20 protein-coding genes and 1 other annotated feature are annotated in these 19,902 nt (G+C 47.9%); of the genes, 18 read left to right on the top strand and 2 right to left on the bottom strand.

Translation table 11 applies throughout. The features are described 5' to 3' along the window. Positions 1-58: 58 nt before the first annotated feature. From minC to pheA, 12 genes are all read left to right on the top strand, one after another. Positions 59-739 (top strand): septum site-determining protein MinC, encoded by a 681-nt coding sequence (gene minC / locus AS034_RS06350; RefSeq protein WP_032087489.1) that lies wholly within the window; start codon positions 59-61, stop codon positions 737-739. Between the two features lies 1 nt (position 740). Then, on the top strand, positions 741-1,544 hold the full coding sequence (gene minD, locus AS034_RS06345) for a septum site-determining protein MinD (RefSeq protein WP_058297887.1): 804 nt from the start codon (positions 741-743) through the stop codon (positions 1,542-1,544). Positions 1,545-1,886: 342 nt separating this feature from the next. Continuing rightward, positions 1,887-2,681, top strand: coding sequence for a M23 family metallopeptidase (locus tag AS034_RS06340; RefSeq protein ID WP_032087491.1), 795 nt, complete (start codon positions 1,887-1,889; stop codon positions 2,679-2,681). Then, positions 2,674-3,540, top strand: a complete 867-nt coding sequence (locus AS034_RS06335) for a M50 family metallopeptidase (RefSeq protein WP_141687667.1) — start codon at positions 2,674-2,676, stop codon at positions 3,538-3,540. The genes AS034_RS06340 and AS034_RS06335 overlap by 8 nt, the downstream gene beginning before the upstream one ends. A gap of 117 nt (positions 3,541-3,657) precedes the next feature. Beyond that, a complete protein-coding gene (locus AS034_RS06330) occupies positions 3,658-5,103 on the top strand; it encodes an Rne/Rng family ribonuclease (RefSeq protein ID WP_162266021.1) in 1,446 nt (481 codons plus the stop codon). A gap of 67 nt (positions 5,104-5,170) precedes the next feature. Beyond that, positions 5,171-5,249 (top strand) — a sequence feature (ribosomal protein L21 leader region). Between the two features lie 13 nt (positions 5,250-5,262). Next, positions 5,263-5,571 (top strand): 50S ribosomal protein L21, encoded by a 309-nt coding sequence (gene rplU, locus AS034_RS06325; protein WP_032087493.1) that lies wholly within the window; start codon positions 5,263-5,265, stop codon positions 5,569-5,571. Positions 5,572-5,582: 11 nt separating this feature from the next. Continuing rightward, entirely contained in the window at positions 5,583-5,915 is a 333-nt protein-coding gene (locus tag AS034_RS06320) for a ribosomal-processing cysteine protease Prp (protein ID WP_032087494.1), read from the top strand. A 12-nt stretch (positions 5,916-5,927) separates the two neighbouring features. Further along, a complete protein-coding gene (rpmA, locus tag AS034_RS06315; RefSeq protein ID WP_032087495.1) occupies positions 5,928-6,218 on the top strand; it encodes a 50S ribosomal protein L27 in 291 nt (96 codons plus the stop codon). Between the two features lie 647 nt (positions 6,219-6,865). After that, positions 6,866-7,399 carry a Spo0B C-terminal domain-containing protein gene (locus AS034_RS06310; RefSeq protein WP_058297886.1) on the top strand — a complete coding sequence of 178 codons (534 nt, stop codon included), beginning with the start codon at positions 6,866-6,868 and terminating at the stop codon, positions 7,397-7,399. A 50-nt stretch (positions 7,400-7,449) separates the two neighbouring features. Beyond that, the gene (gene obgE, locus AS034_RS06305) at positions 7,450-8,736 is read left to right on the top strand and encodes a GTPase ObgE (RefSeq protein WP_058297885.1); all 1,287 of its coding nucleotides are present in this window, start codon (positions 7,450-7,452) and stop codon (positions 8,734-8,736) included. Positions 8,737-8,762: 26 nt separating this feature from the next. Next, positions 8,763-9,218, top strand: coding sequence for an ACT domain-containing protein (locus AS034_RS06300; protein WP_058297884.1), 456 nt, complete (start codon positions 8,763-8,765; stop codon positions 9,216-9,218). A gap of 260 nt (positions 9,219-9,478) precedes the next feature. Next, on the top strand, positions 9,479-10,330 hold the full coding sequence (gene pheA / locus AS034_RS06295) for a prephenate dehydratase (protein ID WP_058297883.1): 852 nt from the start codon (positions 9,479-9,481) through the stop codon (positions 10,328-10,330). A 308-nt stretch (positions 10,331-10,638) separates the two neighbouring features. Here pheA and AS034_RS06290 read toward each other — a convergent pair whose 3' ends face one another. Both AS034_RS06290 and AS034_RS06285 read right to left on the bottom strand, forming a co-directional pair. Continuing rightward, positions 10,639-11,181, bottom strand: coding sequence for a transcription repressor NadR (locus tag AS034_RS06290; RefSeq protein ID WP_058297882.1), 543 nt, complete (start codon positions 11,179-11,181; stop codon positions 10,639-10,641). Between the two features lie 50 nt (positions 11,182-11,231). Further along, positions 11,232-12,368, bottom strand: a complete 1,137-nt coding sequence (locus tag AS034_RS06285) for an IscS subfamily cysteine desulfurase (protein ID WP_058297881.1) — start codon at positions 12,366-12,368, stop codon at positions 11,232-11,234. Positions 12,369-12,496: 128 nt separating this feature from the next. Between AS034_RS06285 and nadB the strand changes: the two genes are divergently transcribed. The 6 genes from nadB (at position 12,497) to AS034_RS06255 (ending at position 19,871) form a co-directional block, all read left to right on the top strand. Then, positions 12,497-14,083, top strand: a complete 1,587-nt coding sequence (nadB, locus tag AS034_RS06280) for an L-aspartate oxidase (RefSeq protein WP_058297880.1) — start codon at positions 12,497-12,499, stop codon at positions 14,081-14,083. Beyond that, complete coding sequence (gene nadC / locus AS034_RS06275) at positions 14,052-14,900, top strand: carboxylating nicotinate-nucleotide diphosphorylase (RefSeq protein WP_058297879.1); 849 nt, start codon at positions 14,052-14,054, stop codon at positions 14,898-14,900. The genes nadB and nadC overlap by 32 nt, the downstream gene beginning before the upstream one ends. Continuing rightward, positions 14,900-16,006, top strand: coding sequence for a quinolinate synthase NadA (gene nadA, locus AS034_RS06270; protein ID WP_058297878.1), 1,107 nt, complete (start codon positions 14,900-14,902; stop codon positions 16,004-16,006). The genes nadC and nadA overlap by 1 nt, the downstream gene beginning before the upstream one ends. 216 nt (positions 16,007-16,222) lie before the next feature. Next, positions 16,223-18,049 carry a SafA/ExsA family spore coat assembly protein gene (gene safA / locus AS034_RS23045; RefSeq protein WP_058297877.1) on the top strand — a complete coding sequence of 609 codons (1,827 nt, stop codon included), beginning with the start codon at positions 16,223-16,225 and terminating at the stop codon, positions 18,047-18,049. Further along, positions 18,039-19,022, top strand: coding sequence for a phosphotransferase (locus tag AS034_RS06260; protein WP_058297876.1), 984 nt, complete (start codon positions 18,039-18,041; stop codon positions 19,020-19,022). Before safA ends, AS034_RS06260 begins: the two co-directional genes overlap by 11 nt. A gap of 108 nt (positions 19,023-19,130) precedes the next feature. After that, positions 19,131-19,871 carry a YhcN/YlaJ family sporulation lipoprotein gene (locus AS034_RS06255; RefSeq protein ID WP_058297875.1) on the top strand — a complete coding sequence of 247 codons (741 nt, stop codon included), beginning with the start codon at positions 19,131-19,133 and terminating at the stop codon, positions 19,869-19,871. Positions 19,872-19,902 lie beyond the last annotated feature (31 nt).

Genomic DNA, 19,902 nt, shown 5'->3' with positions numbered 1-19,902 from the left:
AAAGGAAATAAATAAGCTAATGTCGAATTCATAGACGACTGAGGTGAAAAATCGCGCCATGAAAAAGAAACCAAATGTAATGATCAAGGGTACCAAGGAAGGACTGACCCTTCATCTCAATGATCAATGCTCGTTCGATGAACTGAAGAAAGAGTTGGACGAAAAGCTGTCGGCACATTATCGTGAAACGGAAGGAACCCCGCTGCTCACGGTTAATATACAAACGGGCAACCGCTATCTGACAGAAGATCAAGTGGAAGAGCTGAAGGAAATCGTCAGACAGAAACGTAATCTGGTAGTGAATGAAGTATGGAGTAATGTCGTCACAAAAAATGAAGCAGAAAAATTAATGAACGAACGAAACATAGAAACCATAACGGGTGTCATCCGCTCCGGGCAGGTGATCGAAACACCGGGGGACATGCTGATCGTCGGCGATGTCAACCCGGGCGGAAGGATCCTTGCGGGAGGGAACATCTACATAATGGGTGCTTTGAAAGGCATTGCCCATGCAGGCTGCAACGGGAACACGGAAGCGGTCATCGTCGCTTCCAAAATGCTTCCCTCCCAGCTGCGCATCGCTGAATGCCTGAATCGCGCACCTGACCGGCCGCTAGACGAAGACCAGCATGATATGGAATGTGCCTATATCGATGAGCAGGGTCAGATCATCGTCGACCGCCTGCAGGTACTGAAGCATCTCAGACCAAATATTACGAGTTTTAAAGGAGGAAGCTAATGTGGGTGAAGCCATAGTTGTTACTTCAGGTAAAGGTGGAGTGGGCAAGACCACCACTTCTGCCAATGTTGGTACAGCATTAGCTCTACAAGGCAAGAAAGTCTGCCTGATCGATACGGATATCGGTCTCAGGAACCTGGATGTTGTCATGGGGCTTGAGAACAGGATCATCTACGATCTTGTCGATGTCGTGGAAGGCCGCTGCAAAATCCACCAGGCGCTTGTGAAGGATAAACGGTTCGAGGATAAATTATTCCTTCTCCCTGCCGCACAGACCAGCGATAAATCGGCGGTGAATCCCGATCAGATGAAAAAACTGGTGACGGACCTGAAACAGGATTATGACTATATCATCATCGACTGCCCGGCGGGGATCGAACAGGGCTACAAAAATGCAGTGGCGGGCGCAGATCGTGCCATCGTGGTCACAACCCCTGAGATTTCAGCAGTACGTGATGCCGACCGGATCATCGGGCTTCTTGAAAAAGAGGAAATCGAACCACCTAAATTGATCATCAACCGCATCCGCAGCCATATGATGAAAAACGGTGAAGCACTGGACGTAGACGAAATCACTGCGCACTTATCCATCGATCTTCTGGGGATTGTAGCGGATGACGATAATGTCATCAAATCATCCAATAAGGGTGAACCGATTGCGCTCGATTCCACAAGCAAAGCGTCGATTGCCTACCGGAATATCGCGAGGCGCATCCTCGGGGAATCCGTCCCTCTTCAATCGCTTGAAGACAGCAAACCGGGAATGTTCTCTAAAATCAAGAGACTATTCGGTGTTAAAGCTTAATAGATAAATAGACTTTCCAAATCCGTCAGTGTCCAAATGGACACTGACGGGTTTTTTTATTTTTCCTGCAGCGGGATGCTGTTGTGCCTGGCACAAACGGCATGGTTTGAGCCAGGCACAAACGCCCTGATTTGAGCCAGGCTCAATACCCCGGTTCCGAGCCTGGCTCAAACCGGACAATCTGAGCCAGGCACCACTCTTCAGTCCCGATCCAAATTCCCCCGCTGTTTTGTCTTATTTCACGAATATTCCCTTCGGACAAGTCATACATTGTAGCATGAGATTAGTACAGGCTCGTTTTGCGCGGGGCCGGTTAATACCTTATAAAAAGGAATGGTGTTCATGGGGAATCGAGCGGATGAAATCAGAAAGCGGATAGCGAAACGAAAGAGGACGACGAATAAAACAACGACTCAACGGGGATATTCAAACAGCTCTTATTTTCTGCCGAGTGATGAGGAACGATATGGGGCAGAGCGATATTCGAGCTTTGAAGGGGGGCCGCCGCCGGAAGGGTTTCATCCATTATTCAAAAAAGAGACATTCATGATGAAAATCCTCGGCGCAGGCATCATGGTGCTGATCACGGCAATCATGTTTAAGAGCCCTTCTCCTGTTTTTGATGAAGCGAAGACTGTAGTCAATCGCACGCTGGAAACCGAGTTCCAGTTCGCCGCCATTTCCTCATGGTATGAAGAGCAGTTCGGTAAACCGCTGGCATTGCTGCCCGGCGGCACGGAGGAAAAGAACGCATCTTCTGAAGAAGTGAGCACAGAGGAATATGCACGTCCCGTGGCAGGGAAAGTCGTTGAGAATTTTAAGACGAATGGCCAGGGGATCATGCTGGAAACAGAATTTGGCGAGGATGTAGCCGCGATGAAGGGGGGCTTGATCATTTTTGCAGGAAAAAAGGATGAGCTGGGGAATACCGTCGTCATCCAGCATAAAGATAAGTCCGAATCATGGTACGGCCATCTTGAATCGATTGATGTCAATCAATATGAATATGTGGATAAAGGCGCCGCAGTCGGGAAAGTCTCAACGAGCGGCGAAAGCGATGTCTCCGGGGAATTTTATTTTGCCATCAAAATGGGTGATGAATTCATCGACCCGATACAGGTGATATCATTTGACTAATATAACTTCGGCAGTAAAGAAACTTTATATTCACCCGCTGCTCTGGCTTGTGATGGCGATCGGCATAGCGACGGCTCATTTTCTTGAGCTGATCATGCTTCTTTTGATCATCACCATTCATGAGCTTGGTCACGGGGTGACAGCTCACTATTTTTCCTGGAGGGTGAAGCGGATCGCGCTCCTCCCTTTCGGCGGAGTGGCTGAGATGGATGAGCACGGAAACCGTTCCCTTCACGAGGAGTTCTGGGTGATTGCGGCAGGCCCTCTTCAGCATGTCTGGCTTGTGGGTGCTGGATGGTTATTGATGAAAGGAAGCTTCATCAGCTGGGATCTTTTCATCCTGTTCTTTCAATTGAATCTTATGGTGCTTCTTTTTAATTTACTGCCGATCTGGCCACTGGACGGCGGAAAGCTGATTTCCTTATTGCTTTCCCTGAAATTTAATTATTTGAAAGCATACGAAATGACGCTGATTAGTTCCTTTGCGCTCCTGATCTTGTTTCATTTATCCATACTGGTGATTGCGCCGCTTCATTTAAATCTGTGGATCGTGCTCTCATTCCTGTATTTTTCCTTGTGGATGGACTGGAAGCAGAGAAGGTATAACTTCATGAAGTTCCTGCTCGAGCGATATTACGGGAACAGCCATCAGTTCGCTGATCTGCGCCCCCTGCCGATTGAAGGGGAAGATACTCTTTTAACGGTAGTGGAACGGTTTCAACGGGGTGTGAAGCATCCGCTTGTCGTTCTGGACAAGGGAACGGAAGTCGGAAAGCTTGATGAATATGAACTGCTTCATGCATTCTTTGCCGAAAAGATGACCCATGCCAAAACGAAGGATCTTCTCTACCTTTATTGACGAATGCACGCAGACTGTTTAAAGTGAATAGTGGATATTACACAAAGGTTTGACGCCAAGTCAATCCTTTTCTTTTTTAAAAATGACTTGTTTTACATAGAAAAGAGGGAGCCTCTGTTGGAAGAAATCATTGTGCATGGAAAAGGCAGGGAAAAACGATGGGTTCTGCGTAGGGATCAAAAGGTAGGCGGACTGTATACGTATCAGCCTCAGGAAGAAACGCTGGCCGGGAATATCTATTACGGAAAAGTCGTCAAGGTGCAAAAGGGACTCGGAGCTGCATTCGTGGATATCGGGCAGAATAAGAACGGATATCTCCATGAGAAGGACTTCCCGCAAAACGTTGCGGCATATAACAGCGGGACGGCGGTTGTGCCGATCTCGAAATGTGTGCATGAAGGCCAGAAAATCATCGTACAGGTAACGAAGGATGCCGCCGGCACAAAGGGACCGAAACTAACCGCCGTCATCGAGCTCAAGGGAGAGCATCTTGTCTATATGCCGGAGGGTCATTATATCGCCGTATCAAAAAAGTTGGAAGACAAGGACAGACGGGAATTGAAACGGCTCGGCAATGAGTGGAAGAAGGAAGAAGAAGGAGTCGTATTCCGTACAAAGGCATGTGGTGCGGATAGGGAAGTACTGATGGAAGAACTCGATGCACTGCGCCTTCAGTTTGAAGCTTTTGAGCGGTTGAGCCGGAGAGGGAAGGCCCCTTCCCTGCTCCTAAAAGAGGATGCCTTCTATAAGGATCTCTTCAACCAATTGGATAAAGGGGAAGGCGGGCACGTGTATGTGGATGATTTTGGCTGCTTTGAACAGATCAGAAACTGGACGGAGGCCAATTTTAAAGAGAAATGGTCGGTCGGACACTATCAGCAGAGGGAAAATATCTTTCAGCATTACGGTGTAGCCTCTGTCTGGAAGAACGCCCTCAAAAAAGTGGTCTGGCTTGATAACGGGGCGTTCCTGCTGATTGAATCGACCGAAGCCCTTACCGTTGTCGATGTCAATTCAGGCAAATTCACAGGCAAGGATGACCTTGAACAAACCGTGCTGAAAACAAATACACTTGCTGCTGCCGAGATGGCGAAGCAGCTTGTACTCCGCAATATCAGCGGCATCATCCTGATTGATTTCATCGATATGAAAAAGAAGGGTCACCAGGAGGAAGTCATATCCGCATTCAAGGAAGCCCTTGAAGGGGATTCCCAGCGCACTACCGTATTGGGATTCACCGAACTCGGTGTCCTGGAATTGACAAGAAAGAGGACCCGTCCGTCCCTGAACGACTATTTGACGGTTCCATGTCCTGTCTGCAGCGGGACCGGCCGGATCGTAAGCCCTGAAAGCAAAGCCTTTCAGCTCGAGAGGGATCTGTGGGAATATCAGGGGGCGGATGCATCGGAAATATCCATTGAAGGGACGGAAGATGTGCTGCGTGTTTTTGCCGGCAGTGATCAGCGCCATCGGAAAAGGCTGGAAAAAGTATTGAAGCTGAAACTGGATCTTCACACGATCACCCATTCACATCCGCATTATCATATTGCGAAGATCATATGAATTTCGGGAATTATATTGACACCCCCTGACGAAATGTGATAGGATTCTAATGTTATTGATTGTAGCACCCGTGCTACAACCGCTCAGAACAGGTCTTAAAGTGTGGAGTGATCCAGCACCTGTGATTGGCGAGTCTGAGTTTATTAAGGAGGTGCGATTATGTACGCAATTATCGAAACAGGTGGTAAGCAAATCCGTGTAGAAGCTGGTCAAGCAATCTACATCGAAAAGCTAAACGCAGGTGAAGGTGATACGGTTACATTCGACAAGGTTCTTTTCGTTGGAGGCGACGATGTGAAAGTAGGAAGTCCATTAGTGGATGGAGCTACTGTAACAGCGAAAGTTGAAAAACAAGGCCGCGCGAAAAAGCTTGTAGTATTCAAATACAAAGCTAAGAAGAACTACCGTCGTAAGCAAGGTCACCGTCAACCTTACACAAAAGTTGTAATTGACGAAATCAACGCGTAAGGCGTGATTGAATGATTAACGTTTACGTTGAGAAGTCCGGCGGAAGGATTCGTTCTTTCTCAATGGACGGTCATGCAGATTTTGCCGAACATGGGCAGGATATCGTATGTGCCGGTGCCTCTGCTGTTTCATTCGGAAGCGTCAATGCCATCATGTCATTGACCGGAATAGAACCCGATATCGAGCAATCCGCCGATGGGGGATATTTCAGCTGCGTCTTTCCAGACGGCTTGCCTGAAGAAACGGATTCGAAGGTCCAGCTCCTGCTGAATGGTATGGTAATCAGCCTGCAGACAATTGAAAGAGACTATCGTGATTTCATTAAAATAACCTTCAAAAAGTAGGAGGTGGAACAGATGTTAAGATTAGACCTTCAGTTTTTCGCGTCTAAAAAAGGAGTAGGTTCGACTAAAAACGGACGTGACTCTATTGCTAAGCGTCTTGGCGCTAAGCGTGCAGACGGTCAAATGGTTACAGGCGGATCTATCCTTTACCGTCAACGCGGTACAAAGATCTATCCAGGATTGAACGTTGGCCGTGGTGGTGACGATACACTTTTTGCTAAAACAGACGGTGTTGTTCGTTTCGAACGCATGGGACGTGACAAGAAAAAAGTGAGCGTATACCCTGTTGCGAATGAAGCTTAATCGCATATCTTTAACGAAAACTCTAACCGACTTTCGGTTAGAGTTTTATTTTTTGAAGAAGAGTTTGTGGGATACGCGTAGTGGATGGTATCGGTTGAGCCGGTTTGGTGGTTGAACGGTCATAACCGATTTGGGTGTCGAATAACGGATTTGATAATATAATTGGATTTTTGATAATAAAACCTTGGTTTTTGATAATATAATCGATTTTTTGATAATAAATGACCCATTTTTGATAATATAACGGTCCCGGCACTGATGATTCATTCATAACGGGGGTTCATGGATAGCGGCTCGAGCTGTTTTTTCTCGGATATTGTCAGTTTTACTGCTAACATCATCGGTTTTGTCCTTAATCGGACCATTTATTTTCAACTTTCATCGGTTTATTTTTAAGGCCAGAGGGTTTGTTTTCAAGTCCAGAAGGTTTATTTTCAACTCAGACGATTTATCTTCAACCACAACCCGCATATTCCCAAACGCCATCCAGCTCAAATCATCACTGTCAGCCACGCATCATCTATCCTGTCATTCACCCAATCAACATGATGCTCCCGTCCTTTCGACACTTTTTTCATAAACAATATACGCACAAGGCTCATGTTTGATATACTAACTAGTAGCACTTAAAGTATAGGAGTTATTATATGAGCGAAAATAGGGATATTCTGGACGCACTTAGACATGCTCGTCATGATTGGATGAACGATTTGCAATTGATCAAAGGCAATCTTGAATTGAACAGGATCGAGCGTGCGAAGCAAGTCATAGACACCATGGTGATTACAGCGCAGAACGAATCGAAACTATCGAATCTAAAACTTCCATTATTGGCAGAATGGATTTTAACATATAACTGGTCCACACATCTGGTGAAACTGGAGTTCGAAGTGGGGGCTGCAGGGTATGCAGGCACGCTGGATGACCAAAAGCTCGTTCTCATTTGCAAAGAATTGATGGAACTTCTTGAATCCGGTGTGAAGCCCAGTGCTGAAAACCAGCTTTCTTTGATCATCAATCTTTCTGAGGAACATCCCCGTTTTATATTTGATTTCACAGGTATACTAGAAGAAACGGATGTTTTGGAAGAATGGATTGAGAAATTCAAGCTAAGCGGAAAAAATATAGAAATAGAACTGTTTCAAAAAGAAGCGTTTGTGATTCATTTTCCTGTTGAATAGCATGTTCACCATGATATCAGCTGAAGGATGGATAAGTTAGGAGTGAAAGTATGTTTGTCGATCAGGTCAAGATCTATACAAAAGGCGGAGACGGCGGTAACGGAATGGTTGCCTTCCGCCGCGAAAAATATGTACCGAAAGGCGGCCCTGCAGGCGGGGACGGCGGTCATGGGGCAGATGTCGTGTTTGAAGTGGACGAAGGTCTCAGAACGCTGATGGATTTCCGTTATCAGCGTCATTTCAAGGCGCCGCGCGGGGAACACGGCATGAGCAAGAACCAGCATGGAAGGAATGCCGAGGATATGGTCGTCAAGGTGCCGCCTGGTACGGTTGTGAAAGACGATGATACCGGCGAAACGATTGCTGACTTAACACAGCACGGACAGCGTGCGGTCATTACAAGAGGCGGACGCGGAGGACGCGGCAACTCGCGTTTTGCTACTCCAGCAAACCCTGCACCTGAGCTTTCCGAAAAAGGTGAACCGGGTCAGGAACGCTATATCATCATGGAATTGAAACTGCTTGCCGATGTCGGTCTTGTCGGTTTTCCGAGTGTCGGGAAATCCACATTGTTATCCGTCGTATCTGCAGCGAAACCGAAGATTGCTTCCTATCACTTCACGACGATCGTCCCGAACCTTGGAATGGTCGAAACAGCAGACGGAAGAAGCTTTGTCATGGCGGACCTGCCTGGGCTGATCGAAGGGGCACATGAAGGAGTGGGGCTCGGCCACCAATTCCTCCGCCACATCGAAAGGACCCGCGTCATCGTACATGTGATCGATATGAGCGGAATGGAGGGGCGCGACCCTTACGAAGATTATCTGACGATCAACGAAGAGTTGAAGCAGTATAATCTCCGCCTTACAGAACGCCCGCAGATCATCGTGGCGAACAAGATGGATATGCCGGAAGCGGAAGAAAACCTGAAAATCTTCAAGGAAAAACTCCAGGATGATTATCCGGTCTTCCCGATTTCAGCATTTACCCAGCAAGGATTGAAGGAGCTGTTGTTTGCTGTTGCAGACAAGCTTGAGACGGCAGAAGAATTCCCTATCCAGGAAGAAGTGGAAACAGGGGTTCATCGTGTCGTTTACAGGCATGAAGAAGACCAGAGGGATTTCGAAATCACGCGTGCTCCTGATGGTACATTTGTTGTCAGCGGAGCGAAGATCGAACGTCTATTCAAGATGACGGACTTCTCCCGCGAGGATTCTGTCAGACGTTTCGCAAGACAGCTCCGTTCTTACGGTGTGGATGATGCACTCCGCGAGCGCGGTGCCGAAAACGGCGACACGATCCGATTATTGAAATATGAATTTGAATTCGTTGATTAAGCCTGGTCATATTGGGGGAGTAATCATTGGGAAAAAAATTTCAGGACGGTAAATTTTATCTGGTCCGTGAAGATGTCCTGCCGGAAGCGATGAAAAAAACGCTCGATGCCAAAGAACTGATCGAACGAGGGAAGGCTGAATCAGTTTGGGAAGCCGTCAACCGTGTCGATCTGAGCAGGAGTGCATTTTATAAATACCGCGACACCGTCTTCCCTTTCCATACGGTGGTAAAAGAGAGGATCATCACCCTCTTTTTCCATCTTGAAGACAGGTCGGGTACATTATCGCATCTTCTCAGTGAAACGGCGAAGCATGGATGCAATATATTGACCATACACCAGACGATCCCGCTGCAGGGAAGAGCGAATGTGACGCTCTCCTTGAACGTAACGGACCTAACCGTCGGGTTGGAAGAACTATTGGCAGGGTTAAGACGACTGGAATTTGTCGAAAAAGTAGAAGTGTTGGGCTCAGGGGCCTGACACTTCTTTTTTTGAGGTTGATCTTCATAAGCCAACTTGCCCAAGAAGGCAAAGAACGCCTTCGTGTCCGATTAATCGCCTCTGAACAAAGCCCTTCCACTTTTCTTCCCGGAGGCTCACGGGTCACCCGCGGAAAGCGAACTCTTGCACGGAAATCAACAGCGGCGTTTAATACAACTATCTTTTTAAAAAGATGTATATACAAAACCATCATCCGCGTGTTAGAATGTTCAATAAATTTCTCGAGAGGAAGAGACCCATTGAAAATTGCTTACCTAGGACCTCAGGCTTCATTCACGGACCTGGCCGTGAGGAAGGCATTCCCTGATGAACATCAAGTTCCATGCGTGACGATACCGGACTGCATCGAGGCAGTCATTGAAGATGAAGTTGATTATGCGGTGGTCCCGCTGGAGAACGCCCTGGAGGGATCAGTACATATTACGGTCGATTATTTATTTCATGAAGCGGATTTATCCATCGTGGCCGAGCTGACTTCACCGATCCAGCAGCATCTGATGGTACACCCGGAGAACAGCGGGGGTGAACGGAGAATAGAGAAGATCATGTCTCATTCCCATGCACTCGCCCAGTGCCATAAATTCCTGCACAAAGCTTACCGGGGGACTCCCCTCGAACAGACAACCTCCACTGCGGCGGCAGCCAAATATGTCAGTGAGCACCCGGGGGAAAAGAATGCGGCCATCGGGAATGAACTGGCAGCAAAAGAGTATGGACTCTCGATCAGTCATGAGAATATCCATGACTTTGCGTATAACCACACCCGTTTCATTGTGCTGCATAAAAAAAGTCATCCGCTTGCGATCGAGCAAAACAAATCCGAAGACAAGACGACTCTGATGGTGACACTTCCTAAAGACCGGTCGGGTGCACTTCATCAGGTCCTGTCCACCTTTGCATGGAGACAGCTCAATTTGAGCAAGATCGAGTCGAGGCCGCTGAAAACCGGGCTAGGGGATTATTTCTTCCTCATCGACGTAGCCCACGGAATGGACGAGGTATTGCTTCCGGGTGCGATCAGCGAGATGGAGGCCCTTGGATGTGAGGTCAAGATGATTGGGACATATTCATCCTATATGCTTGATCAATAAACGGAAAGGCAGCTTCTTTTTAAAAAAAGTGGCTGTCTTTTTCATGAATGCCTTTCATTCAAGGATTGGATTTTCTGTTATCTGGTGTATGCAGGGTATTTTGAACGTGCGCAGGGTGGCCTGCAAAGTTTTATGCTCGAAATTTCGTTATTTACGCTCGAAAAATTGAATATATGCTCGGAAGCGATCCGATTATGCTCGAAATCCCAGATAAATGCTCGGATACAGACTCCAGACTATCGTTATACCCTATACCGTTTGCAAGACTCCAAAAAAGCACCCGGCCGAATTTCAGCCGGGTGCTCATATCAACTATAAGACTTCATCAAAAAGCCTGCTTCCTCAAGTGCATGTTCGGCTTTCTTCAATGTTGCCTCGTCTTGAGCCATAAGGGTGTGCAGATGCACGCCGTCCGTCAATTCAGAAAGGTAAGCGGCCTGTGTCTCTTGGATCTTCGTTAAGAACTGCTCCACTTCCTTCCGGTTCGACACCATGATGGAGGCTGTCAGGTCACCGTATACGCCGTGCTCGATTTTTACGTCCTTCACGGTGACACCGTGGTCGACCAGCAGGAATAACTCCTCTTCGGCCCTTTCAGGGGGATGCTGACAAGCAACGATCCGCTCAATCATCGAGTCGCGATTGGAGCTCGGCATGTAGAGGTACCCTTGACTCGTTGCGATGATCGGCTCCCCTTTTGCTTTAAGAAGGGTGATGTCACTGACGATGACCTGCCGGCTTACATTGGCGGTCTTGGCCAGTTCACCTCCTGTGATCGGGGCCTGTTTTGTTATGAGGTGGTCGAGGATGACTTGACGTCTCTCATCTCCATGAATCTTTTTACCTGCCACTGCTATCTCCTCCGTACTATTTTTATATAGGAAATCATACCATACCTGCTTTATGAAATGTAAGCTTCGCGTCGAATCTCTGAAAGGACAGCAGCGAGTTCTTCTATCTGGCCATGAGTGGTGCCGCGGCCAAAGGAAATACGGATGAACTCTTTACCTGCCCTTGCCCCGATCCCCATGGCGGCAAGAGTCTTGGGAATCCCCTGTTTGCCTGTCTGACAGGCGCTTCCCGTTGAAATATGGATGCCTTTCCGGTTGCACTCAAGCATGAGCCATTGACCTTCCACGCCGTTGATGCCCAATCCGATTACATGCGGGAGCTGATGGCCGGACTGTCCGCCGTAGATGGTGTAATCCCCGTCCATCGACCTGTCCAGCTTATTGAGGAAAAAACTGCGCATCTCTGTAATGCGGCGGTAATCCTCAAAGGGAGCCGCCTTTACTGCGGCAGATACAAACCCGGCAATTGCAGGAAGATTGACAGTGCCTCCTCTGAATCCGTGTTCGTGGGTCTGATGCGGCAAAAAGGGGCGGATATCGGATGCAGGATGAAAATAGACAGCTCCGGCACCTTTGGGCCCATAGATTTTATGGGAAGAGATCGTCAAGCTGTCCACGATCGAAGCGGCTTCCTTCAGGTCGAGCTTGCCGAAGGATTGCACCATATCGCTGTGGAATAAGATGTCTTTGCCATTCAGCATTTTCTTTATTTCCAGGAGCGGCTGGATGGTTCCTATTTCTCCATTTACATGACAAACGGAAAGGACGGTTGTTTCATCTGTGATTGCTTCCTCCAGTGCTTTGAGGTCAATTATTCCCTCCGAGGTAAAAGGAATCTTTGTCACTCTGAATCCCTCTTTGTCCAAGAAGGAAGCAGCACTATGGATGGAAGAGTGTTCGGCACCGCTGACAATGATATGTTTCCCTTTTTTTTGATAACTGAAAGCGAGTGAGAGGAGGGCTAGGTGATTTCCCTCTGTACCGCCTGATGTGAATGAAATTCCTTCCGCCGGGACACCGAGAAGGTCACCCAGCCTCTTCCGGCAATTTTCCAGGAGCAGCTGGGCTTTTCCGCCTGCATCATGGAGGCTGCTCGGGTTCCCCCAATAGTCTTCGCTGACCTTAACATATACCTGTAAACTTTCCGGATCGACCGGAGTCGTTGAAGCATAATCGAAATACAGCATTTCTCATTCTCCTTTAAAGAACCAAAGTCAGCGATCTTTTCATCATGAATAAAAAACTCTTGTAAATAGTTTAATAATGTGTAAATATATGTGTCAAGACACCTGTAAATAAACAGGAGGATTTTCATATGCTCAAATACGATGTAATCATAGCGGGAAGCGGAATTGCGGCGCTGCAGCTTGCCCGCCGGCTTCAGGACCATTTAAATGTGATGATTATCACAAAGAATCACGTGACCGACAGCAATTCCTATCTTGCACAGGGCGGGGTAGCGGCACCGGTGGGGAAAATGGACACGGTTGATCTTCATGTAAAGGACACATTGACTGCAGGCTGCTTTCAACAGTCTCCGGAGACAGTGGAAAACGTCATCAGGGATGGGAAGAGAATAATAGAATACTTGATTGATGAGGGCGCTCCGTTTGACAGAAGGAATGGAGGAGAGCTTGCCCTTGGAATGGAAGGGGCCCACAGTCATCCCAGGATCCTTCATAGCGGCGGCGATCAGACGGGTAAGTATATCATTGAATATTTATTGGCTGCACTGACGGAAAAAGTCAGGCTTGTACATGGTGAAATGGTTTACGAACTGATCATGAATGACAGGGGCCGCTGCTGCGGGGTCAAAACAAAGAGAGAGGACGGATCCACAGCAAGTTATGCCGCCCATCATGTCGTACTGGCCACCGGAGGAGCAGGCTCACTTTATTCGGTAAGCAGCAATGCACCGGAAGTAACGGGGGACGGGATGGCGCTGGCTTTTCTGGCCGGGGCGGAACTGACTGACATGGAATTCATTCAGTTTCATCCGACACTGCTGTCGCTTGGCGGAAAAACAGGCGGACTCATTTCAGAAGCCGTGAGGGGTGAAGGGGCCTTTCTTATCAATGATGCCGGCGAGCGGATCATGGAAGGGGCCCACCCGCAGATGGAGCTTGCCCCGCGGCATATCGTGGCTGAAAGGATCAACCAGGAAATATTGGAAGGGAGAAAGGTGTTTCTTGATATCACTTCCATAAAAGATTTCGAATCGAAGTTCCCATCGATTACCAAGATCTGTAAACACCATGGAATCTCCTTGTCACAAGGTAAAATCCCCGTCTCCCCCGGATGTCATTTTACAATGGGCGGGATTGTGACGGATGAACACGGAAAAACAACGATAGAGGGTCTTTATGCAATCGGGGAGGCTGCCTGCACCGGTCTGCATGGGGCAAACCGTCTGGCGTCGAACTCGCTCCTCGAAGGTCTTGTCTTCGGAGAAAGGCTGGCATGGCACCTGGTCTCTGCTCCACGACACCCAGAAACATGGTCGACGATTTTTAAAGCTCCAGAGCAGGGAGATCATCGTCCCGGCATCACTTTTACCCGGCAGGAACTTAAAGAGCGGATGACAAGGGATGCCGGGATTATAAGGGATCAGAAAGGTCTTTCCCGTCATTTAGAATGGCTGAAAGCTCAGGCATTCACGTTCGGGGAAGAACTCGACAACATGTCCAGAGAAGGAATCCAGCTTTATCTCATGTGGGTGGTCAGCATGCTGATTACCCAATCCGCCTTGTTAAGGACGGAAAGCAGGGGAGGGCATATCCGTTCTGATTATCCCATTGAAAATAATGAAGATTGGTTTAAGCGGTCCCTTTTTTTACGCAAGGAAAATCATCAGTTGAAGGTGGTACAGGATGAACAACATCAAACTAAAATCTATGCTTGAAGAATTTTTGAAAGAAGATCTGGGTGACGGTGATCTGTCATCCGAGAGTGTTTTTGAGGAGAGCGATCAGGGCAGTTTTTACTTAATGGTCAAAGAAGATGGTGTCTTTTGCGGCAGATCGGTCATTGAAACGGTCTTTAGGTTATTGAGTCCCGCAGCATCTGCAGAGGTTCATGTCGAAGATGGCGATGAGGTGAAAGAAGGACAGCTGATCGCCAAGGTAAGCGGCAGCATGAGGACGCTTCTGCAGGGAGAGAGAGTCGTGTTGAATCTCATCCAGCGAATGAGCGGTATAGCGACATCTGTCAGAAAAGCGGTCCGGAAAGTGGAAGGAAGCGGAGTCAGGATCTGTGATACAAGGAAAACGACACCGGGACTCAGGATGCTGGAGAAGTATGCCGTCCGGGCCGGAGGGGGCTTCAATCACAGGATGGGTCTGTATGATGCCGTCATGTTGAAGGATAACCACATTTCATTCGCAGGCTCGATTGCTGCCGCAGTGGAAAAAGCAAAACAGCACTGCGGTCATACAGTGAAAATTGAAGTGGAAATCGAAAGTGAAGAGGGATTGATCGAGGCTGTCGATAGCGGCGCTGACATCATCATGTTTGATAACTGCAGCCCGCATCAGATCAGGGAGTGGCTGCCGCGTGTACCTGCCGCTGTAATCACGGAGGCTTCAGGCGGGATCACGGAAGAAAATCTGAGCGATTATGCTTCCACCGGGGTCGGATACATATCTCTCGGATATTTGACTCATTCAGTAAAGTCTTTGGATATAAGCGCGAGAGTTTTAAGGCAGGAGGTTGAATGTTGATGGGATTGCTTGAAGAACTGACGGCAGAAGCAGGTACACTTCCTGAATACATTACAAGCCTTACAGAGCAGGAAATGGAAATGAGAGTGCGCGAAATCAAAAGGGTGCTTGGTGAACGACTGTTCATTCCCGGTCACCATTATCAGAAGGATGAAGTCATTCAATTTGCCGATGCAGTGGGGGATTCCCTGCAGCTGGCTCAAATCTCTTCACAAAACTCTGAAGCGGAATTCATCGTATTCTGCGGCGTTCATTTTATGGCGGAAACAGCCGATATTTTAACCGGGGATCATCAGCAGGTCATCCTCCCCGATATGAGGGCGGGGTGTTCAATGGCGGATATGGCCGACATCCATCAGACAGAAAGAGCATGGGCAAAGCTTCAGGATTATTTCGGGGATACGATCATCCCGCTTACTTATGTCAATTCAACTGCAGCCATCAAAAGTTTCGTCGGAAAGAACGGCGGAGCTACAGTCACATCGTCAAACGCGCATAAAATGGTGAAATGGGCTCTTGGCGAGAAAGAACGCATCTTGTTCCTGCCCGATCAGCACCTGGGAAGGAACACGGCGGCGGATCTCGGAGTGCAAGAAAGTGAGATGGCAGTCTGGGACCCGGCTCTAAATAGTCTGATCCATGAAGGTGAGATGGCCGGGATTAAAGTGATCCTCTGGAAAGGGCACTGCTCCGTTCATGAGAATTTTACCGAAAAAAACATTGAACAGGTGCGGAATACGCACCCCGACATGAAAATCATCGTTCATCCGGAATGCCGGCGGGAAGTTGTTGAAAAATCGGATATGAACGGAAGCACGAAGTTCATCATCGAAACGATCAAGAATGCACCGGGGGGCTCTCAGTGGGCAATCGGTACAGAAATGAACCTTGTTAAGAGATTGATAAAGGAGCATCCCGACAAGAAAATCATTTCTCTCAATCCGTATATGTGCCCCTGCCTGACGATGAATAGAATCGATTTGCCCCACTTACTCTGGTCATTGGAGAATATCATGGAGAAAACACCTCAGAATATAATCAAGGTAGGCAAAGATGTCTCGGACGGTGCCATATTGGCTTTGGATCGAATGCTGGCACGCGTGTAGAAGGGATATTTACAATAATCGTTTAATCAAGATTTAAAAAAGCAGAGCAAAAAATTTGTTCTGCTTTTTTTATGCGGATTCCTATTGATTTAAACGTTTACGGCTGCCTGCAGGTATATTTTTTTTCGCCCGCTCATAAGTTTTTATGTAGATGATTAGCAATTTGCCTATCTTGTCATAGGATATATAGACTTATGCCTGAGGAGGGAAATAAGAGTGAAAATCCATATTGTACAAAAAGGGGACACTCTTTGGAAAATCGCCAAGAAGTACGGTGTGAATTTCGAAGAGTTAAAGCAAATGAATGCCCAGCTTTCGAACCCTGATATGATCATGCCGGGCATGAAAATCAAAGTTCCGGCATCAGGCGGATCCGTGAAAAAAGAAGCACAGATAAAGTTCGGATCCAAGGAAGCGCCTAAGAAGGAAATGCCGATAAAAGAGATGCCTAAAGCCGAGCATCCTTTTAAAGAACAGAAGCCGATCACCCAGCCAGTTGCCGAAGAACCGAAGAAAGAAAAGCCGAAGGAGGCACAGAAGCCGTTTACGCCGAAAATGCCTAAGCCAGTCATCCCAGAAATCGATATCAATAACTATTACATGATGAATATGGCGAATATGCAGGTTCAGCAGCCGATGCAGAAGCCGATGCAAAAACCAATGCAGAAACCGATACAGCAGGCAAAACCAAAACCACAGCCAAAAGCCCAGCCGAAAATGCCGCCTAAACCTTCCAATATTCTTCCACAAGCCAAAGAAGAATCTCCAAAAAAAGAAATGCCAAAGCAAAATCAAGTTAAAGGAATCCATGATGAAGAAGAAAGTCTGCAAATGCCGGCTCAACCGGCACAATCTGCACAACCACAAGGAGGGTACAATCAGCCTATGTATTTCAACCCAAGTAATTGCGTACCAGTTTCACCCGTCATGCCTGGATCCGGTTTCGGAGGACCTCATGGGGGAATGCAGCCAGGATATGGAATGCAGCCAGGATACGGGATGCCGATGGGACCAGGTGGTCAGGTCCAGGGTGCTATGATGCCGGGAATGCAGCAAATGCCAATGGTGCAAGGAATGGGCTACGATGATGATGAATCTTCAATGATGCCTTACATGCCGCAGCACCAAAGCCCGATGGGTCAGCCGTCCGGTGTTATGGGAGCACAAAGCCCGATGGGTCAGCCATACGGTGTGATGGGAGCACAATCCCCGATGGGTCAGCCGTCCGGAGTAATGGGAGCACAATCCCCGATGGGTCAGCCGTCCGGAGTGATGGGTGCACAATGGCCGATGGGTCAGCCGTCCGGAGTGATGGGTGCACAAAGCCCGATGGGTCAGCCGTCCGGAGTGATGGGAGCGCAAAGCCCAATGGGTCAGCCATACGGAGTGATGGGGGCTTCAGATGAGGGCGATGGCTATCCATCTGTTCAAATGCCTTCACAGGGGCCGTGGCAAGGGATGCCTTACGACAATTGCTACCCGGTATCTCCTGTAATGCCTGGATCGGGATTCCCTGGAGGTATGCATGGCCAGCCGATGTGGCCGGGACAGGTACAGGGAGCGATGGAGGAATCACCTTCTTCGGGACAATGGCCGATGGGTCAGCCGTCCGGAGTGATGGGAGCACAATCCCCGATGGGTCAGCCATCCGGAGTGATGGGAGCACAATCCCCGATGGGTCAGCCATCCGGAGTGATGGGAGCACAATCTCCTATGGGTCAGCCGTCCGGCGTAATGGGAGCACAATGGCCGATGGGTCAGCCGTCCGGCGTAATGGGAGCACAATCCCCGATGGGTCAGCCGTCCGGAGTGATGGGAGCGCAATCCCCGATGGGTCAGCCATCCGGCGTGATGGGAGCCTGGGATAAAGGTGACTGCGGATGCGGAGGGCCTAAAGGATATGGAATGCAGCCTCAAGGGATGCAGGCCCCGTACGGGTATGGTCCTGGAATGCCGGGGCAGGGTATGCCGATGGGTCAAGGGATGTTTGGACCAAGAGCCTTCTCCATGCCAAACTTCCAAGATGATGATCTTGACAGCTGATATCCATCCGAGAGGAGACGATTATACTTATCGTCTCCTTTCTTTTTTAAGATATAAATTAAATGACAATTCCGCATCCCTGAAAAAATTAAAAGAAGGTAAGTGGGTGCTGCACGGTAACAGCGGAAAATGGTTTGTAAAAAAATACCCGAATCAGAGCAGATTCATCATGCAGGAAACACTGGTCAGAAGGCTGGTGCAGCAGAATTTTCCCCATGTACTGCCTTTTCACCCCATTCATCAAACGGAAATACTCATTTTCGAAGGTGAACCCATCGGTTTGGCGATGTGGCTTGAAACAAGTGACGTAATCAGCTATGGGAATGCACGGGACAGGATGGATGTCCTGTACGTACTTAAAAAATTTCACGCTATCACCGGGAACTTCCAGGGTAAGTGGCTGGAAAATCTCCCGAGATATAAATGGCTGAAAAAGTGGAAGAAGCGCCTGAATCAATTTGAACGTAATATCCCCTTCCTTCAAACCTTCATCCAGCCATATTATCTTTATACTTATCTGGACTGGGGAAAACATGCCGTCACACATATTGAGGCACTGAAAATAAAAGAGAAGCCGTCCTGCATTACACACGGAGATGTGGCACATCACAATTTTTTAAGGGGGACAGACGGAAGGATCTATTTAATCGATTTTGATTTGATGGCCCTATCCTCACCTTTGATGGATGATCTGCAATTTTGTAATCGGATCCTTCCATATATAGACTGGTCTCTGAATGAAATAAAACAAATGGGCGCCTATCATCTTTATTTGGAACAACCCCTTTTTTACCTTGGATTATTATACCCGACAGATATCTTCAGGGAGTGGAATCGTTTCCTCAGGGAAGATTATGCTTATAAACAGCGGGCGTGGGATTATCTCGTCCAGCTGACAATCGGGCAATTTCCACAAAGGATGCAGTTTTCCCAAGAAGTGAATCAAGAAATCAACCGCCTTATGCACCCATAATGTAGGAGAACTCACCAACTGTTAGAAGGAATGAACTAAGCCGCTCTTTCACAACCTAATGATGAGCATGTAATATGCTCAATCAGCGGGTTGAAGGGGGAAGCACCATTGAATAAAAGATTATTCATGGTACCATTGACAGCCGTAATGACGTTGGGGCTGACAGCTTGTAATACAGGCGAAGAAGAAGCTCAGAATAAATATACGGATTCCTATGAACCAATGGGATTCTATTCCAATGAAGGCCATGGCGGGGATGAAAAGGACGACCGGGATGGTCCTTTGACGGAAATGTATGATCATTCAGCGGTCGGCAGGGAAGGAAAGGATATTCGCCAGAAAAAACGTGAATATCTTCAAGTCAAGGATGAGAACGGCAATCCGAGGAATCCTTCTGCACCATTGGCTGATTATGATAAGAGCTTCCTTGAACAGGATGCACGCGCCAGTCACGGGGACGCAAATTATCACGGCCACTTGGATGACAATACCCGAAAAGCCAACAGATCGTACTACACAGCTTATGAAGGCGACCTTGCCGAAAAAATCGGTGACGTCACCGGGAAGGTTGATAATGTAAGTGATGTGCGTGCAGTGGCATACGGTTCTGATGTTCTGATTGCTGTAGAGCTTCAAGATCACAGTAAAAAGGCAGAAGAAGCAACCAAATCCAACATTAAGAAAGCCGTGAAGCCGTATCTGAACGGAAGATCTGTTTCTGTGGTGGTTGATGAAGGGACATTCAGCCGGGTGAGGAACATTGATAATGACCTCCGTGACGGCGGGCCGTTCGAAGCAATAAACCTGGATATCCACAATATGATAAAATCATTGAAGAACAATCAATGAACATAAAGGTCACTAAAAGAGCAGGTCTCTT

Source organism: [Bacillus] enclensis, assembly GCF_001456935.1.
Classification (GTDB): Bacteria; Bacillota; Bacilli; order Bacillales; family Bacillaceae_B; genus Rossellomorea; species Rossellomorea enclensis.
Note: the sequence above shows the minus strand (reverse complement) of the source record. Positions and strands in the feature narration are given on the sequence as shown.

Excerpts from the sequence above, each read along its gene's own strand:
- minC (WP_032087489.1), top strand. The coding sequence starts at position 59 with ATGAAAAAGAAACCAAATGTAATGATCAAGGGTACCAAGGAAGGACTG.
- AS034_RS06340 (WP_032087491.1), top strand. The coding sequence starts at position 1,887 with ATGGGGAATCGAGCGGATGAAATCAGAAAGCGGATAGCGAAACGAAAG.
- rplU (WP_032087493.1), top strand. The coding sequence starts at position 5,263 with ATGTACGCAATTATCGAAACAGGTGGTAAGCAAATCCGTGTAGAAGCT.
- AS034_RS06320 (WP_032087494.1), top strand. The coding sequence starts at position 5,583 with ATGATTAACGTTTACGTTGAGAAGTCCGGCGGAAGGATTCGTTCTTTC.
- rpmA (WP_032087495.1), top strand. The coding sequence starts at position 5,928 with ATGTTAAGATTAGACCTTCAGTTTTTCGCGTCTAAAAAAGGAGTAGGT.
- AS034_RS06310 (WP_058297886.1), top strand. The coding sequence starts at position 6,866 with ATGAGCGAAAATAGGGATATTCTGGACGCACTTAGACATGCTCGTCAT.
- obgE (WP_058297885.1), top strand. The coding sequence starts at position 7,450 with ATGTTTGTCGATCAGGTCAAGATCTATACAAAAGGCGGAGACGGCGGT.
- AS034_RS06285 (WP_058297881.1), bottom strand. The coding sequence starts at position 12,368 with ATGCTGTATTTCGATTATGCTTCAACGACTCCGGTCGATCCGGAAAGT.
- nadB (WP_058297880.1), top strand. The coding sequence starts at position 12,497 with ATGCTCAAATACGATGTAATCATAGCGGGAAGCGGAATTGCGGCGCTG.
- nadC (WP_058297879.1), top strand. The coding sequence starts at position 14,052 with ATGAACAACATCAAACTAAAATCTATGCTTGAAGAATTTTTGAAAGAA.
- nadA (WP_058297878.1), top strand. The coding sequence starts at position 14,900 with ATGGGATTGCTTGAAGAACTGACGGCAGAAGCAGGTACACTTCCTGAA.